The 16,500-nt window shown below is 30.6% G+C and carries 14 protein-coding genes and 1 other annotated feature; of the genes, 5 read left to right on the top strand and 9 right to left on the bottom strand.

All coding sequences use genetic code 11. From position 1 onward, the window contains the following. Window positions 1-223: 223 nt before the first annotated feature. Window positions 224-478: a binding site (T-box leader), on the top strand. Window positions 479-560: 82 nt separating this feature from the next. Then, window positions 561-2,081 (top strand): lysine--tRNA ligase, encoded by a 1,521-nt coding sequence (gene lysS / locus ACZ5N4_RS06525; protein ID WP_464208245.1) that lies wholly within the window; start codon window positions 561-563, stop codon window positions 2,079-2,081. Between the two features lie 323 nt (window positions 2,082-2,404). Here the strand turns inward: lysS and ACZ5N4_RS06520 are convergent, their stop codons facing one another. After that, window positions 2,405-2,794, bottom strand: coding sequence for an iron chaperone (locus tag ACZ5N4_RS06520; protein ID WP_464208243.1), 390 nt, complete (start codon window positions 2,792-2,794; stop codon window positions 2,405-2,407). 203 nt (window positions 2,795-2,997) lie between these two features. Beyond that, window positions 2,998-3,339: a hypothetical protein gene (locus tag ACZ5N4_RS06515; RefSeq protein WP_464208241.1), complete on the bottom strand. Its 342-nt coding sequence runs from the start codon at window positions 3,337-3,339 to the stop codon at window positions 2,998-3,000. A gap of 218 nt (window positions 3,340-3,557) precedes the next feature. Here ACZ5N4_RS06515 and ACZ5N4_RS06510 point away from each other — a divergent pair, with 218 nt between their 5' ends. Beyond that, window positions 3,558-4,175, top strand: coding sequence for a site-specific integrase (locus ACZ5N4_RS06510; protein WP_464208239.1), 618 nt, complete (start codon window positions 3,558-3,560; stop codon window positions 4,173-4,175). 214 nt (window positions 4,176-4,389) lie between these two features. On the opposite strand, the gene ACZ5N4_RS06505 is transcribed toward ACZ5N4_RS06510, so the two are convergent. The 5 genes from ACZ5N4_RS06505 to ACZ5N4_RS06485 form a co-directional block, all read right to left on the bottom strand. Continuing rightward, the gene (locus ACZ5N4_RS06505) at window positions 4,390-4,842 is read right to left on the bottom strand and encodes a YrhA family protein (RefSeq protein ID WP_464208237.1); all 453 of its coding nucleotides are present in this window, start codon (window positions 4,840-4,842) and stop codon (window positions 4,390-4,392) included. Between the two features lie 116 nt (window positions 4,843-4,958). Then, window positions 4,959-6,056 (bottom strand): hypothetical protein, encoded by a 1,098-nt coding sequence (locus ACZ5N4_RS06500; protein ID WP_464208235.1) that lies wholly within the window; start codon window positions 6,054-6,056, stop codon window positions 4,959-4,961. Between the two features lie 364 nt (window positions 6,057-6,420). Beyond that, window positions 6,421-7,026, bottom strand: a complete 606-nt coding sequence (locus ACZ5N4_RS06495) for a dienelactone hydrolase family protein (RefSeq protein WP_464208233.1) — start codon at window positions 7,024-7,026, stop codon at window positions 6,421-6,423. 302 nt (window positions 7,027-7,328) lie between these two features. Further along, window positions 7,329-8,975: a hypothetical protein gene (locus tag ACZ5N4_RS06490; protein WP_464208231.1), complete on the bottom strand. Its 1,647-nt coding sequence runs from the start codon at window positions 8,973-8,975 to the stop codon at window positions 7,329-7,331. Window positions 8,976-9,830: 855 nt separating this feature from the next. After that, window positions 9,831-10,436 carry a TetR/AcrR family transcriptional regulator gene (locus tag ACZ5N4_RS06485; RefSeq protein WP_464208229.1) on the bottom strand — a complete coding sequence of 202 codons (606 nt, stop codon included), beginning with the start codon at window positions 10,434-10,436 and terminating at the stop codon, window positions 9,831-9,833. Between the two features lie 124 nt (window positions 10,437-10,560). Here ACZ5N4_RS06485 and ACZ5N4_RS06480 point away from each other — a divergent pair, with 124 nt between their 5' ends. Beyond that, window positions 10,561-11,628, top strand: a complete 1,068-nt coding sequence (locus tag ACZ5N4_RS06480; RefSeq protein WP_464208227.1) for an alpha/beta hydrolase family protein — start codon at window positions 10,561-10,563, stop codon at window positions 11,626-11,628. Between the two features lie 12 nt (window positions 11,629-11,640). Beyond that, complete coding sequence (locus tag ACZ5N4_RS06475) at window positions 11,641-12,756, top strand: alpha/beta hydrolase family protein (protein WP_464208225.1); 1,116 nt, start codon at window positions 11,641-11,643, stop codon at window positions 12,754-12,756. Between the two features lie 310 nt (window positions 12,757-13,066). On the opposite strand, the gene ACZ5N4_RS06470 is transcribed toward ACZ5N4_RS06475, so the two are convergent. Next, a complete protein-coding gene (locus ACZ5N4_RS06470) occupies window positions 13,067-13,960 on the bottom strand; it encodes a carbon-nitrogen hydrolase family protein (protein WP_464210850.1) in 894 nt (297 codons plus the stop codon). 150 nt (window positions 13,961-14,110) lie between these two features. Here ACZ5N4_RS06470 and ACZ5N4_RS06465 point away from each other — a divergent pair, with 150 nt between their 5' ends. Then, on the top strand, window positions 14,111-15,487 hold the full coding sequence (locus ACZ5N4_RS06465; protein WP_464208224.1) for an aminotransferase-like domain-containing protein: 1,377 nt from the start codon (window positions 14,111-14,113) through the stop codon (window positions 15,485-15,487). A 306-nt stretch (window positions 15,488-15,793) separates the two neighbouring features. On the opposite strand, the gene ACZ5N4_RS06460 is transcribed toward ACZ5N4_RS06465, so the two are convergent. After that, window positions 15,794-16,369 carry a DUF1444 family protein gene (locus ACZ5N4_RS06460; RefSeq protein ID WP_464208222.1) on the bottom strand — a complete coding sequence of 192 codons (576 nt, stop codon included), beginning with the start codon at window positions 16,367-16,369 and terminating at the stop codon, window positions 15,794-15,796. Window positions 16,370-16,500: the final 131 nt, after the last annotated feature.

Raw genomic sequence — 16,500 nt, 5'->3', positions numbered from 1 at the left:
ATTTAGTCCAATTTTACGAATAATAGGAGGTTGTAATCGGCCTTCCTAGTCCAGAATTCCCACTTGAATAGTGCGATGTTCCAGTAAAGTATTCAGTTTTTACAGTTAAGTCGTTAAATGGGAAAATTACGAATTAACCATCGTATATGATGATTATTAGTTGTTTATACAAATGGTAGTATTGGAAGTGTGGACATTTGTAATTTTTTTATGTTATAATCTTTTAAAGACTATGAAGAGAAGAGTAGATAAGCATATGAATTTACAGAGAGCTCTAGAAGGTGAGAATGAGTAAGGATTTTTTTATTGAAGAAGGTCTCAGAGTTGCACACCGAGCCTAATTTTAGGGGTAGGCTGTGACGGTATAACCCGTTATAAGTTATAGAGTATACAATTAATTATGTACTTGAAAAGGTCTATATGGCGACATATGGATAAACTGAGGTGGTACCACGAAGATATAACTTTCGTCCTCAAGATTAAAATCTTGGAGGTGAAGGTTTTTTTTATTTATCTAAAAATCTATTAAATCATAAATACTTAAAGGTGGTATAGCTAAAATGTATAGGGAATTTGAAAGTATAGTAAACTTAGAAAAAATAATGCCAGATTCAAATGAATTTGTAGTGGAAAGAATTAAAAAATTGAATGAGCTTTATAAATTGGGAGTTAATCCATATCCTTATAGCTATAAAGACATAACGCATACTAAGGATATTTGTGATAACTTTGAAAATATAAAAGAAGAACAAGAATTCACATTAGCAGGAAGATTCATGCTAATAAGAAGAATGGGAAATGCTACATTTGCCAATATTATAGATGAAAAAGGAAGTATACAACTATTCTTCAGTAAGAAGCTACTAGGTGTTGAAAGTTATAAAATCTTAAAATTAATTGATGTAGGAGATATTATTGGAGTTGACGGAACTGTATTTAAGACCAAGACAGGTGAAATCACTATTAGAGTAAATCAATTTGAATTATTATCAAAGTCTATTAGAACACTTCCAGAAAAATATCACGGTATTCAAGATGCTGACTTAAGGCAAAGACATCGTTCATTAGATATGATAATGAATGAGGGTGTTAAAGAGCGATTTATCAAGCGTTCAAAAGCCATAACAGCTATCAGAGAATATTTAAACAATTTAAACTTTATTGAAGCAGATACTCCTATTCTGGATACTAAATACGGCGGAGGAGACGCGAAGCCATTTACAACCTTTGTTAACGCATTGGATTGTAATGTATATATGAATGTTTCTCCAGAATTATATTTAAAAAGACTTATAGTGGGAGGAATTGAAAGAGTTTATACCTTTGCAAGAACTTTTAGAAATGAGGGGATTGACAGAACACATTATCCAGAATTTAGCTTGTTTGAATGCTATATGTCTTACGCTGACTATAATGACATGATGAAACTTATGGAGAATATATATGAATATGTATTTAATAAAGTTAATGGAAGAACAAGGATTCAGTATGGAGACATAGAAATTGATTTTAAAGCTCCATGGAAGAGAGAAAAGATGTGTGACCTTGTAAAAAATGATACAGGAATTGATGTTGAGACACTTACCAGAGAAGAAATTATTAAGTGCATTAAAGATAATCAGCTCTTATTAGAAAGCCAAAGCGAAGGATTAGTTATCGATAAATGCTCTAAGGGCGAACTAATAGTTAATTTATTTGAAGAGTATTCTGAAAAGAAACTAATTCAACCAACCTTCGTTATAGACTTTCCAAAAGAATCTTCTCCACTTTGTAAAAGCCATAGGGATAACCCAGATTTGATTGAAAGATTTGAACCTTATGCTTATGGTGTTGAACTTGGGAACGCTTATTCAGAACTTAATGATCCATTAAAGCAAAGAATTCTTTTACATGAGCAAGCGTCAAAACTAAGAGCGGGACTTGAAACAGCTAGTCCAATGGATGAAGAATTCGCTGTTGCTATTGATACTGCAATGCCACCAACTGGGGGATTAGGTATAGGCATTGATAGAATGATAATGTTCCTTACTGGTTCTTATACCATAAGAGATGTTATCGCATTTCCCCTGATTAAAAGATAAGAATAAAGTAATACAATCAAAAGGACTCATATCACTAATAAAAAATGTTGATATAAGTCCTTCTATTATTATATGCTATTTGATTCTTAAAGGAGTATATCAAAAGATACTTCTTTTTTCTATATATTTTTAGTTACCACAAAAAATTTTAAATAATGATATATTCTTAGTTGGCGGAAGACTTTCTTCAACTTAATTAACTCAAATCTAATTATTTTACATTAATTTACTATTGCGACACTTTCTAAATCATAATAAATGAAAACTTCAAGTTATTAGACTACCCATTATTAGCCTAATAGATAGTTTGATATGAGATTGAATTATTTTTTCTTCTTTAATTTTTCTTCTGCATTTTTTATATTTTCAGCAACTCTAAATGCAACTATTTTACTTACTAATTCATAAGGTAATGGCTTTTTTATAGGAAATTGTACTGATCCTTTTGCTCCTTTATATTCTAATAATTCATCTTTAAATGCATCAATTCCACTAGGAGCTGGATAAAATCCTATATGATTTTTATGAGCTGCAAAATGTACCAAATTCCCATGTAGTACAAAAGTAGGCATTTGCCAACTTATCTTCTCTTCTGCTTTAGGTGCAGCTTCTTTTATAATTTTTCTTAATGTTTTAAGTATCTCTTGAACTTCAGGAGAGAATTGCAAAATATATTCATCAATTGTTTTGCAAGTGGTTTTATTTTCTTCCATGATTTCTCCTTTCACAAATCCTTAAAGCGAACTAATTTGCTATCTTAAAAAGATAACAAACTCATTCGGTGTAGATATGAGTCAATATTAAAATTTTAATTAAGTGTCCTGAATTATGACATAATTTATAATTAACTTATACATTATGTATATATTCTTAACTTTCTTTTATGTATAAATCTATCTCCTACCTTAGTCAATAACTATCTCTTAGAAATACTACCGTATAATTTTTCATTAAGATAGCTGCACTGATCCTCATCTAACTCTAGTGCATTATTTTTGCAAAGAATATCAATTACTTCTTCCCAATGGTTGAATGAACTTATAAAGATTGCCTTTTGTACTGTATATCGAAGCCGTTCTTCATTCTTATAAAATCTGGGTTGTTCCCTATCATTATAAAATCTAACTGCATATTCCCCTGGAGCAACTGCTCTACCGATTTCCAAAAGAACATTATTTGTACTAGAATTAACAGCATCTATGATAGTTTGTAGTGGTATAATATCTTGGAGTTTGTACTTACTCCCTCTTTTAGCCATGATAAAAGCCTCCCTAATTAATAACTGTCACAGTTCACTTTGTCCTATTTCACTATATAGTTTGACCATAATTTAATGCATGTATTCCAAAACAGGTAATTTAGAAACTTTACTAATCAAATTTATCGATTTCTATTATTAGCCTAATAAGCACCTCTTAATACAGGACATGTTTATACTACTGTAATTTTGTCAACAATTTTACCGAGGTGTTAATAATGCAATCAAATAAAACTTGTCCATTAGTTGAACAATGCTTAGGTTATCTCTCTATAATAAAAAATCGCTCTGAAAACACTATTTTAGAGTATCGTACAGATTTACTTATGTTTCTCAAGTATGTTATGACCTTACGTGATATTAATATCATAGATAGCAACTTTGCCCAAGTAGATTTAGAATTTATAAAATCTATTACTCTAAACGAAATGTATTCTTTTATTACATATTGTCAAAAAACTTTAAAGGCTTCTGCTGGGACTCGTACAAGAAAAATAGTTTCAATACGTCAATTTTGGAAATCTCTTAAAACTAAAGCACATCTTATTGATAACAACATTGCTGAAGAATTAGAAACTCCAAAATTACCAAAGCGAATACCTAAATATCTCACCTTAGAAGAATCCGTTCGCTTATTGCTTGAATGTAGAAATTCTCCTAGAGATCATTGTATAATAACCATTTTTCTTAATTGTGCATTAAGATTATCTGAGTTAGCTAGTTTAAACATAGGCCAAGTAAATAATGATATTTTATCTGTAGTCGGTAAAGGTAATAAAGAACGTAAAATTTTTCTAACACCTGCTGCTAAAAAAGCTATTAATACTGTCGCTTAACGTTTCTTGTTCAAGACGTCTGCCAGCGGTACAGGAATTTAGAAAAGCTTACATAGCTCCTATGTTAGTTTTTCTAAATTCCGACTCGGTTAGCTGGCGGATGTGCTTTGCAGTCTTCCCATGCAAAGCGAACTTGAACATCTTGTTATTTGATGTTTTAAGTCTTTCGCTGTCTATATGCGTAAATTTTACCCCTAAATTTTTTTCAATATAGTTATTCCTGTATCCTTGCCCGGAGAGCTAATAATAGCATGTTGTCAAAATCCATAAATGTTTTAATCAATTCACCACTTGGCTTATCGAGCTCTGCAAAAATATATTCTTTATTATCATATACATACCAAGAAATATCTGCATCTCCTAAGAATAAATACCTATGCTCAAAAAACTCCCCTTGCCAATCCCAAGTTTGATTCATATCTATTAGATTATTTTCATAGTCTGTAGTTCCATAAAATATCAATCCATCAAATTCAAAGCCATTTTGAATTCTTAAAAATGCCTCGTAATCCTCAAGCCACAAATTTTTAGAGACGTGCTCAGATACCCATCTCCTTAATATATCAATACTGTCTTCTGATGCTTCTTTTCTTTTTATATTGTCATCATACTTTTTACAAATATCATTAATTTTAATAATGTATTTAATCCATTCCTTGTTTTTCACGATAATTATCCCCTCTAAATTTATCTCTTCCTATAAAATATCAATAGTTTTTTAGAATAAAAAATCTAATGCATAAAATATAAAGAGTGTAAAATAGTTGTTATTTAGATAAAAACTTACTTATTCAGCATAATTTCTGAGTTGTCAACCCACATTACAAAGTAGGGCTTTTTATTATCTTTTTCCTTCATATATAATAAGAATGGCTCATCAAAAATCAATTTTTTTGGTGCTTCATGTAAAGCAGCTGATTTTGATAAAGCAATTTCAGCCTTTGATTTTAGTTGTGCTCCTTTTTCTGTTAAAGAAAAGTCAATTCTCTGAGTAGCTGAAGCTAATCTATACTCCTCAAACCCTTTATTAGCTATAGGTTTATTTTCAAGTTCCTTAAAGTTTTTATTTATACTAAATCCAAGCATAGGAACTTTTAATATATCACTAGAAGAAAATCTTATTTCTTTGCAACTATTAACTAAATCATAAGCATAATTTAATGTATTGTTTAAAGTGTCTTTTGGAGATATCTTTGCTAATATTATTTCATCATTTGCTGTTTTACCATTTAAAGATATTATAAAATTATCGTTATTATCATAGTATAAGATTTTAACTTGTTCAGCTAATTTTTTCTTAATTTCTTCATCTTTAATTTCACATATTCCAAAGGATTTAACCTTAATACCATTGAATTCTAATCCTTCCTTTATATCCTCAAAGGCATACTCAAATTCTAAATTCTTCTTTAAGAAACTATATGCTAAGATATCATCTGGTCTTTGCAAAGTTGTCTCAACCTTCCAATTACCCTCTTCCTTAAATTTTTCCTTTAAGGATTTATTTATCTTTTCCACTATATCATCTCTATTGTAGCCCACCATGGCTATATAGTCTTTTTCATTTAGGCACTCTTTATCAAAAGACTTTTTATTTAATTCATTAGATAATTTATCTTCTCCAATAAGTTTTATATCCTCTTTTATTATATTATCTTTAAGTTCATTCCAAGCTAATTGTAGAGTTCCGCACCAAATCATATTGTTTTTTTCCATTGGTACATTCAATACCCCATATAATTTTGTTTTTGAGTTCTCTCTCGTAGTTATAATCTTTCTAGTTGTTTGAGTAGCCTTTGAGTTTTTATAGTATATATAACTTAAAATTGATGTTATTACTATAACTCCTATTGTTAAGATAATGATAAATGATTTTTTCATAACCTCTTCACATCCTCTTATTTCAAAGTAATATATGTTTACTTTTCATAATTCTACCTTTATAACTTGATCATAAAAATTTCAAAGCGGAGAAAGCCTTTCGTAAAGGTGGCATTTCACTTAACGTTCCTAATTCCCGACATCGAGAAGCTTAGAAAGCTCTTTTCTTAGCTTCTCAGGTGTAGCTTGGCTGTCTTTTCAATCTGAGCTGACGGGAATTTTTTGTTAGATGAATTCCATATACACTACATTCTAAATTTATAGTATCTGAAATCCTTTTTAGTACACAAAACATTAAGTTTAAATCACTCTTTAAGATATTTTTGATTCAGATTTTAAGAAGAATGTATAATAAGCCGTATATTTAACAATCATACTTTATCTTCTTAAAAAAGTTATCTGTTAACATTCCTGCTTCTTCAGAAGAATGGGAACAATAGTTTTTAGAAAACGGATCACAAAACCCGTGTTTTCCGCTTAATATATGAATATCAATATTCTTTTTTCTCAAAGAATCAACTAATTCTTTTACATTAAATGATTTTTCTTGGTTTGCAAAAATCAGTAATACTGGGCATTTAGGTGTAATGTTCACGTAATCTCTAATTCGTGAACCATAATACCCTATGATACCATCACACATATTATTATCACTGCTACATAGCCATGCAATTGTTGCACCTATACTATAGCCTAATAAAAAAACTTGTCTATATTCTTTTTTTGTTTGTATTATTAGCTGTTTTACTTGTTCTACCGCTAAATCAAATCCGATGTTATTCATAAAATATTGATAGGCTTTTTCTCCCAAGTCGTAACTAAAAGGATGATTTTGAACAATTAAGTTTGGGCAAATAATATCATATCCTACCATAGAAAACCTCTTGCAAACCATCTCCATATGTTGGTTAATTCCGTATATTTCATGTAATATTATAATTACAGAATCAGAATTATTTATAATTTTCATAAATGCCTCCTTATAGTAACTAAATTAACCTTTTATTAATTCTCCTATCTTACTAATGCGAATAGATTCTCCTCATAAATCACTTTAAATTAGCATTCACTTGAACAGGATTTCATCTAACGTTTTGCACTCCTGAACCTTATAAAGCTTAGATAGCTCTTATCTTAGCTTTATGAGGTTGCTGTGGCTCTCCAAAGCCCTTCACCAAAGTAAGCCACAGCGAACAGGAGTGCTTTGTTAGGTGACGTTTTAGCTTTAAATTGCAAATTGTTGATAAGTTCTTTTTTAAATATCTATTAAATCTAATCCGCCTGAGTAATATCATATATAAAGTTATCATTACACTCTTCCCAAGGTTGAATATTTAGCAATGTCATTAGAAGTATCTGTATATCAAACCATGTGCATTGTGGGTATGTAGTTGTTCTCTTATTATCTAATCTTCCAACAATAATTTTTTTACATGATTTTTCAGCAAACTCATATAAACTTTTACTGATACTATTTCTATCAGATATTAATACAATTTTAGCGAACTTGCTTGTCTCGTTTATATCATAATTCATTTCATACAAATAATGTGTAAGTAGGTTTTCCATGTAGCTATCATATGTAATGTTAGCTTTTGCAGCATAGATATCAAATTGACCAATATCAGAATCAAAACCTAAATTCTCTAACTCACTAATTCTTCTTTCATCTAAACAATTATATATAGATTCATCTTTGTCATATGCAACTTGGACAGGTATGGTATATCCTTTTCTATCGATATCGACTTGTTTTGCAATTAAATATAACAGCCCTGATATATTAATTTTTTTATTTTTATGATTAGGGTAAAGTTGATAAACTTCTTTAATAGAATTATTAAGAAATCTATAATCAATAAAAAATAGCACATCCATGGTTTTTTTTACATCTTCTGTTTCTTTCCTATTGTTTTCGATTATCGAATACCTTCTGTTAACTTCTTTTTCAACTTCTTCCCATTCTTCCCTATATAATAAAACCATGGAGTTTATTGCGTTGCAAATATAATCTTGAACTTCTCTCAAAATAAAATTCACTTTATAATCACTATCTATTAATTCCTCAATAGTTTTACCATTATGTACAATACATGTTCTTAATCCAACTTCTACCCCATCAACTTTCTTTCCAGTTAAGTCCAAAAATCTTTCACACATCCTGTGATATTCTTTTTTACTATCTGTACTAAATGGCAAAATAAATGATTTCGCTTTTTGCATCTTTGTATATTCATATGGATTTGCCAAATATTCAATTAAACTCATAGCTAGTATGAACTTGTTAGTTTTATTATTATTATAGATTATATTTGAAAATAGCCGTAATGAATGCTTAATTATATTTCCTACTTCTTTACAATCATCATTAAATATACTCATGTATTTATCTATTATTTCTTTATCATAGGAAATGTCAATATTCATGCCATTTCCTATTAAAGTACTTGTTGTCTTAAGCTTTTCAAATATAAAGTCAGAATTGCCTAATTCAGGATAAAATATTAATATACCAGTATATATATCTTTTATGTATCCAGAGTGTTGAGGTAAGTTAGAAACCATATCAAAATTGCAATAAATATAAATAAATATGCTCATGATTTCGTCAGATTTACCCAAAACTTCACTCATAACACTATTTTTTTTATTAGGCATTAAAGTACCAATGATATTATCTCTTTTATGCTCAATAGGGAATGTTAATAATGTACAGTTAAAAAAACTCTCTTCAAAATCATTAAATGTAAAATCAACTTTGTTATTATTTAATTCCCTTCTGTTAATGGAGTTGGGAGGATACAAATTAATATTGCTTATGCTATACTTTTCAGTTATTACTAAGTCTTTAATAGGTACTATTGCCACTGCATATGGCATTTTAATATTTTTATAATCATCATTTATTGAATACTTCATAATACACCTCAACAAAATTTATTACTTTCTTATAATTATCTACTTATACTTACTTAATAATGTCACCTAACTTAAATATTCCTGAAATCTATGTCGTTCTATATCTAAATATAGTGGTATTCCCGACGTTCATGTCGTGAAATATCACTGTATCTTACATCGCTTTACACATTTGAAGAAATTTTTGTATTCGCTAATTTGTCTAATGGATTCTGAATTTTAGAAAGAATTTTCTTAGTAGCATTGGTATATATTTCTGTAGTTTTGGAACATGAAAGTCCTTAACAGTTCTTGCATAAACCTTAAATCAATACCTCCCTTAAGAAGATATGTATCAAAAAAATGTCTGAGTTTATGAAATTATTTTTTCTGTCTTCGCATCGACAATAAAATCTAGATTTCATTGTTCATTCTTCACATTATAGACATAATGTACTCCTCCTAAGTTATATTAAATACGTAAAAATATTCCTTGTTTAATTATACCATATTGCGCTATATTAGTATTTTAATTTACAGATAAAAACATATTTTTTATAACTACTTTTGCATATACCAATAATAAAACTTTTAATATAATATTAAAAGTTTTATCCTGTAAACTTTCTATAAAAGCTTCATTACTTAATATCCCATCATGTTTCTTTATAGATTTATCTAGTGCACTTTTTGTGAACTTAACTCTTTTCTCATCCCTAAATTCTATAAATTAATTACTTATAAAGCAAAACAGCCCAGAGTCATTTATAATTCATGACTCTGGGCATTATTCGTTTTTAATTTTTCTTTTGAAGCTTTATTTATAATGCCATTACATAGTTCCTTATAAATGTAAACTTACGAGAATAAACTAAGTTAGTATATCTTAGATATACCAACCTGGTTGTACAATACAATCCCCTTTTCCGTCAGGTTAGAATACAGTATGCTCCATACAATTTCTAAAAGCTCATCAATTTGCTCAGTTGTATCTGATGAAATTTGCTGCATCCATGACATCATCAATAGCACAATTCCCTTTGCCTGATATATTCGTAATTTTTCATTAGGAGATACTCTGAATATTTCTTTTCTTTCAAAGCTCTCAATAACCTGACAAAAATGCGAAATAAGTATTTTTCTTACCTTTGATTGAAACTCCTTCATCTCGCTATATTTTTTTCTGAGCTCAATCATATTGCTAAAATAAAAACAATATTTCTTCTGAAAGTTAAGCATTGTTTTCAACTGCTCATTAAAATCTAATAAATCAATATCCGTTTTTAAGTCTAGAGATTGAAAGTCTTCATATTGTAGTTCAACAATAGCATAAATCAAGTCTGATTTTTTTTTATAATGATATGTAATATTGCCCACGCTCTTATTAGTTGCATCTGCAATATCACGCATAGAGATTTCAGAATATCCATTTTTATTAAACAATTCAATTGCTTTTTCTAAAATAATATCTTTAGTTGCCATGACATACCCTCCAAAAAAATTTTCACATATAGAATATCATACTTGACATATTAGCACAAGCGTACTAATATAAAAATATAAATTAGTACACTTGTGCTAAAACTTTAATAAGGAGGTCTTATTTATGAATCAAAATAAACAAGAAATTAATGCAACAATTCGCACATTGCCCATTGACAGAGCAATTTCCAATGGCCTTGACATTAATGATTTTGTGATACTTATGAGAGAGTTTGAAAATGGACTTGATTATGCTAATACTTGCGAAAACTTAGGTGACAACTGGCGTTCATTAGCTGATACTGCTATAGTTCATGATCACTTTGCCACTGCAAGAACTTTTTACCTTAATGCTGTTGCGGCATACAGGGTAGGACAATACACGATCATTCCAGATACTGACAAAAAGCTAAACATGTATAGAAAGCTGATAGACTGCTATACTGAAGCTGCAAAGCTTTTTGATCCACCGATTGAAAGAGTTGAAGTTCCATACAAGGCTGGCAAGATGGTGGGGTGGTTAAGAGTGCCTCAGAATATTAATAGAAAAATACCAATAGTTATTTCTATCGGCGGTGCTGATGGATGGCGTGAAGAACACCACAATTACAGCAATTATTATACAGAGAGAGGACTTGCATATCTTATGATAGATGGGCCAGGTCAAGGAGAGACAAGACTGTTTAATAAGATGTATATGGATCTGTATAATGAGGAAGCTCTGAAAGAAATTGTTGAATACATTTCAATGGATAGCAGGTTCGGCAAAATAGGCATGATCGGATATAGTTTTGGAGGATATTTGGTTGCAAGAACTGCTGCTGTAAGCAACAAATTGGATGCTTGCATAATAAATGGAGGTTCCTATTCTCCAAAAGAGATTATTAATTTTCTTCCTCATTTCACAAAAGTGTTTTCTGCCCTATCAAATAAAAAAGGCACTGAACTAGACACATTCATAAACAATATGACCATGGAGGGATTTGCCAAAAATATAAACTGTTCAGTATTAGTTAATCATGGCATACCAGATCCGATTTTTAGCGTTGAAGGTGTTGAAAGGATTTATAATGAGGCCAGATCAAATGATAAAACACTAAAACTATGGAAGGATGGCAACCATTGTGTTACAAATCATGCAACCGAAACGATAACACTGTTTACTGATTTCTTTATGGACAAATTGAAGTAAGGGGGTAGTTTTATGGTGAATTTAACTTTTAAAGAAAAGCTTATGTTTAACTTTATTTTTAATGAGAAAAGAGTCTACTACAGGTGGTATGGAAGATTTTTATCCTTCGGTATAGATTACGGAAGATTAAAGAGAGTAGTAGCAAGAATACCAAATTGGCTCCAATGGTGTAATCAATGGACTAAGGAAGGTGATGAACTTTTTGAGAAGGCTGAAAAAGCATTACAGGAAGGTAATAGATTAAAAGCTCGGGGGTTATTCCATGAAGCTGTGGGGTGTTACCATACAGGGCAGCATATATTCTTTATCGACAGCAATCAGAAAGAGAAAACCCAGGAAAAAGCAAGAATAAGTTACCAAAGAGCAATACAACTATATGATGAAAAAGAAAGACCCATACGCATCGAAATCCCTTTTGATGGCATAAAGATTCCGGGATACTTGAGACTCTCTAGTATACCTAACAGTCCACTTATTATATTTGTAAATGGGATGGATAATATTAAAGAGGCAGAAGGCAATTCACAAGGAAATTTATTTAAACTGAATGGATTTAATTACTTTACCTTTGACGGACCAGGACAAGGAGAAATGTGGAAGAACATGAAATTTGATGTGAAGATATATCATAAAGCAGTATCTGCAATTATTGACTATTTTGAACAAAATCAGATATTTAGAATAGATGTTGATCGTATCGGCCTAGTAGGATTTAGTCTTGGTGGATATTTGGCACCGATGTGTGCAGCCCATGACAAGAGAGTGAAATGTGTGGTCGGAAATAGCGGCCTTGTATTTATCGGAGGCTTAAATGGGCTAAAAAAGCTAAACCCTATTTGGCAGCGTGGAGTCACATATATGACCGGATGTGATACACTAGCGCAAGCAGTTGATAAATTTGACTGGGATATTGAACGTGATCCAAGCTTGACGGTACCTTTATTATTCTATCATGCAGGCAGGGATGAGGTTATGCCTACACCTAAGCTACATGCTGACAAGGTAATGAGGTGGGCCAAGGGGGAAAAGACGCTGAAATATTATGAACCGGCAGAACACTGTACTCAGGACTATTTAGACGAGGTATTTCCGGAAATTATTGATTGGTTTAAGAGAAAACTTATATAATTTCTTGAATTAGTCGTCATATCATATAGCTGCTACCATTAAAATCCATATTCATCAATGAGACCGCGTATAGCATCACGATCAGCAAGTTCTACAAGTGTTAGTTCTTTCATGTTTTCCATGTTATTCTTCCTTTTAGGCGGAACACGGGGTAAATATCTCTTATTCGCTCCTCTCACTATTTTCCTCTATAAATTAAATTTTTTTATAAAATACTAAGCGCCTTAATTACCAATTGAACAGTAATTAAGGCTTAATATATTAATTCAAATTGGATTTGGCTCTTTTCTCATCTCTAAATTCTATAAATTTACTTATTTTCATTTATTTCAAATTTTAAAATTTCTGGTCGATTATAGTGACCAACGGGATCCCAATCAAACTTTGACTGTACAATTTGATCCAAGTTAATTTCAGCTGTTAAAATACCTGCTTGATCAAATAATGGACCAACTACATATTCTCCATAAGGATCTATTATGCAGCTACCCCCTCTGCACATAACCTCAGGCTGACTTTCAAGATCCTTATAATATTCTAAGTCAGTTGGATACATTGATTTTTCAACATATTGATTGCTCATGATTACAAAACATCTTCCTTCAAAGGCAATATGTTTTAACGTAGCTTGATATACTTCTCTTTGATCAGCTGTAGGTACGATATACAGATTTACACCCTTCATGTACATTGCCATTCTTGCAAGGGGCATATAATTTTCCCAGCATATTAATGAGCCCATTTTTCCATAAGGAGTATCTACTACAGTAATTGTTGAGCCATCATCTTCACCCCATATAACTCTTTCAGCAGCTGTTGGTTTCAATTTTCTATGTCTTCCTAAATATCCTTCAGGACCAAAAAATAAATTGCAGCAATGTAATGAACCATCAAGGCCATAGCCATTTTTTTCAGTAATTCCTATTGACAAATAAATACCTAATTCCTTAGTAAGTTCTGCCAGCCTATCCACTTCTGGACCAGGTACCGCCACTGAATTGTCATAATATCTTTGATAATCTTTTCTTCCTTCCTGAGTTCTACTTCCTATTACCATGCCGAAGGTTAGTCCTCTTGGATAACATGGTATAAAACTTTCAGGAAAAACAACAAGCTTTGATCCGTTCGAAGCTGCTTTTCTTGTAAGTTCTATAGTCTTGTCCGTAGTTTTTTCAAGATTAAATATAACTGGAGAATCTTGAATAACAGAAATCTTTAATTTTTTTTCTATATCTTTTACGTCCCTTCATTATTTTTTATATGGTTTGTGTTTTGATTATATTATAGTATAATTGCAGTATCAATTAATAAAACATCAATCTGTTATAGTACAAGATCAAGGGAGCTGTTTAAATTGCTGAAGTATCAATTAAATGTTAAATATATAAAAAATGAAATTTCAAGTGGAAATTTAGCAGCAAAGAAAAGATTACCTTCACTAAGAAGGATATCTCAATTATTTGAGTGTAGTGTTGGTACAGTTTTAAAAGCTTATGCTGAACTTGAAAAGGAGCATGTAGTTTATTCTTTATCGAAAAGTGGGTATTATGTATTAGAAAGTGATCTTTATAATAATAATTCGTATGATAATCCTTTAATCGATTTCTCATCTGGATCTCCAGATATTGAGACTTTGCCTTATAAAAAATTTCAACATTGCTTAAATAATGCTATAGAACTTTATAAAGAGAATCTGTTTACATATTGTAATCCAAGGGGATTGAATTCATTAATACAGATTTTATCTAATCATCTAGAGGAGTATCAAGTATTTACAAAGCCTGAGAATATTGTTATAACTACAGGGTCTCAACAAGCACTGAGTATCTTAGCAACTATGCCATTTCCGAATGGAAACTCTAAGGTTCTTGTGGAGCAACCTACTTATTATGGGATGATTAAAGTACTAGAATTAAATAATATTCCTGCAATGGGAATTGAGAGAGGATTTAATGGCATAAATCTTGAAGAGTTAGAAAGACTGTTTAAATACGGCAACATTAAATTTTTTTATACCATCCCTAGATTTCATAATCCAACAGGTAACTCATATACTAGGCAAGAAAAAGAAGCAATTGCAAAAATAGCTCAAAAATATAATGTATATATTCTTGAAGATGATATTATGGCTGATTTAGAAACAGATAAGAAATCTGATCCTATATTTGCTTATGACACTTCTTCAAAAGTAATTTATTTAAAAAGCTATTCTAAAGTTCTTATACCTGGTTTAAGAATTGCAGCAACTATACTGCCTAAATTACTCATAAATACTTTCCTAGAATATAAAAAATGGTTAGATATGAATAGTCCAATATTATCTCAAGGTGCTTTAGAAATTTATTTAAAGAGTGGTATGCTGAGCAAACACAGGAAAAAAATAAGCAAATTGTATTCAGATAGAATGAGCTGCTTAGAAAACACTCTTTCGTCATTTAAACAATCTAAAATAAAATGGAATATCCCTAAATCTGGATATTTTGCTTGTATTTATGTAGATAATAATTTGCGATATGACAAAATAATAAGCACATTATCCAATCAAAATATACAATTGTTAGATACAAGGACTTGTTTTTTGAGAGAATATAAAAATGATAATTATTTTAGAATTAGCATAAGTAAAACAAATGAAGAAAAAATTAAAAAAAGTATTCCTATAGTACTAGATACTATACAGAAATATTTAGCTGACGATAATGACTGTTTTGATTCTTATCATAAAATATGAATTTAGCTTATTATGATATATTTTCAAACACAAACTAAAAGCACCCCAAAGTTCGAACCAGAACAATGAGGTGCTCCAACAAATATTTTTTAATTGTAATCCTAAATAAGAATACCGTACTCCTCTTCGTTTTTACACCCATCCTATTTTGAATAAATGTCAGATAACGTCTCGTACTCCAGATGCCGAGACCCTTAGCGCGACGTCGCTTAGGGTCTCAGGTGTGCTTTGCAGTCTTTTTATGCAAAGCGAACTGGAGTATTTTGTTATACGATGTGTACAAGCATTCTCAGTACTTTCTCTATATTAAAGGTATTTCTCCCATCCATTATTTTTACGATAATATAATGTATTGGTCAGAAGATGATCTCCGTTCTCAGCTACTCTAGTACAAACAGATTTCAGCTCTTCTATAGCAATTTCAGATTTTATATCACAAAACACCAGAACATCTCTTGATGGAATTGCTACCACATAATTATTTTTAATATATTTCTTTAAAATACTATCCCATAGAATATCAATTAATATTAAACTAGCTTCAAAGTTCCCATCTAAGAATAAGGTATAAACACCATTACCATATTCTTGTATTCTTAAGCATTCATTAGCCTTATCTATTAGATTATTAATCCCTATTTCGTGCATTTCTTTCGGAGAGATGTTTTCCCCAGACAAATGCCTATTCTGGATATAACTAAACATGTGAGTTTTCTTATCATCAACTAGATAAGAAATAAATAATTCATCATTAAATGTTGTTTCAAACATCATGTCTATATTCTCAAGTAAAATAGGCTCCTCGTCACTTAACTCATCATCCTTTATAATAGGTTTGAGGTAAGCAATTCCCTGATCGCATAGTTTTCTGTTTACTGACATCTTGCACTTCCCTTCTTCTGATGTATCTTATTTGTTATTCAATGCTCACTTTTTTTGCTTGTACATTTCGTATAACGTTCCTAATTCCCGACACAGAGAAGCTTAAAAAGCTCTTTTTGTAGCTTCGCAGG

The organism is Clostridium nitrophenolicum (assembly GCF_055391695.1).
This window is presented reverse-complemented; position numbering and strand designations above follow the sequence as displayed.

Excerpts from the sequence above, each read along its gene's own strand:
- lysS (WP_464208245.1), top strand. The coding sequence starts at position 561 with ATGTATAGGGAATTTGAAAGTATAGTAAACTTAGAAAAAATAATGCCA.
- ACZ5N4_RS06520 (WP_464208243.1), bottom strand. The coding sequence starts at position 2,794 with ATGGAAGAAAATAAAACCACTTGCAAAACAATTGATGAATATATTTTG.
- ACZ5N4_RS06510 (WP_464208239.1), top strand. The coding sequence starts at position 3,558 with ATGCAATCAAATAAAACTTGTCCATTAGTTGAACAATGCTTAGGTTAT.
- ACZ5N4_RS06495 (WP_464208233.1), bottom strand. The coding sequence starts at position 7,026 with ATGAAAATTATAAATAATTCTGATTCTGTAATTATAATATTACATGAA.
- ACZ5N4_RS06480 (WP_464208227.1), top strand. The coding sequence starts at position 10,561 with ATGAATCAAAATAAACAAGAAATTAATGCAACAATTCGCACATTGCCC.
- ACZ5N4_RS06475 (WP_464208225.1), top strand. The coding sequence starts at position 11,641 with ATGGTGAATTTAACTTTTAAAGAAAAGCTTATGTTTAACTTTATTTTT.
- ACZ5N4_RS06515 (WP_464208241.1), bottom strand. The coding sequence starts at position 3,339 with ATGGCTAAAAGAGGGAGTAAGTACAAACTCCAAGATATTATACCACTA.
- ACZ5N4_RS06460 (WP_464208222.1), bottom strand. The coding sequence starts at position 16,369 with ATGTCAGTAAACAGAAAACTATGCGATCAGGGAATTGCTTACCTCAAA.
- ACZ5N4_RS06500 (WP_464208235.1), bottom strand. The coding sequence starts at position 6,056 with ATGAAAAAATCATTTATCATTATCTTAACAATAGGAGTTATAGTAATA.
- ACZ5N4_RS06490 (WP_464208231.1), bottom strand. The coding sequence starts at position 8,975 with ATGAAGTATTCAATAAATGATGATTATAAAAATATTAAAATGCCATAT.
- ACZ5N4_RS06485 (WP_464208229.1), bottom strand. The coding sequence starts at position 10,436 with ATGGCAACTAAAGATATTATTTTAGAAAAAGCAATTGAATTGTTTAAT.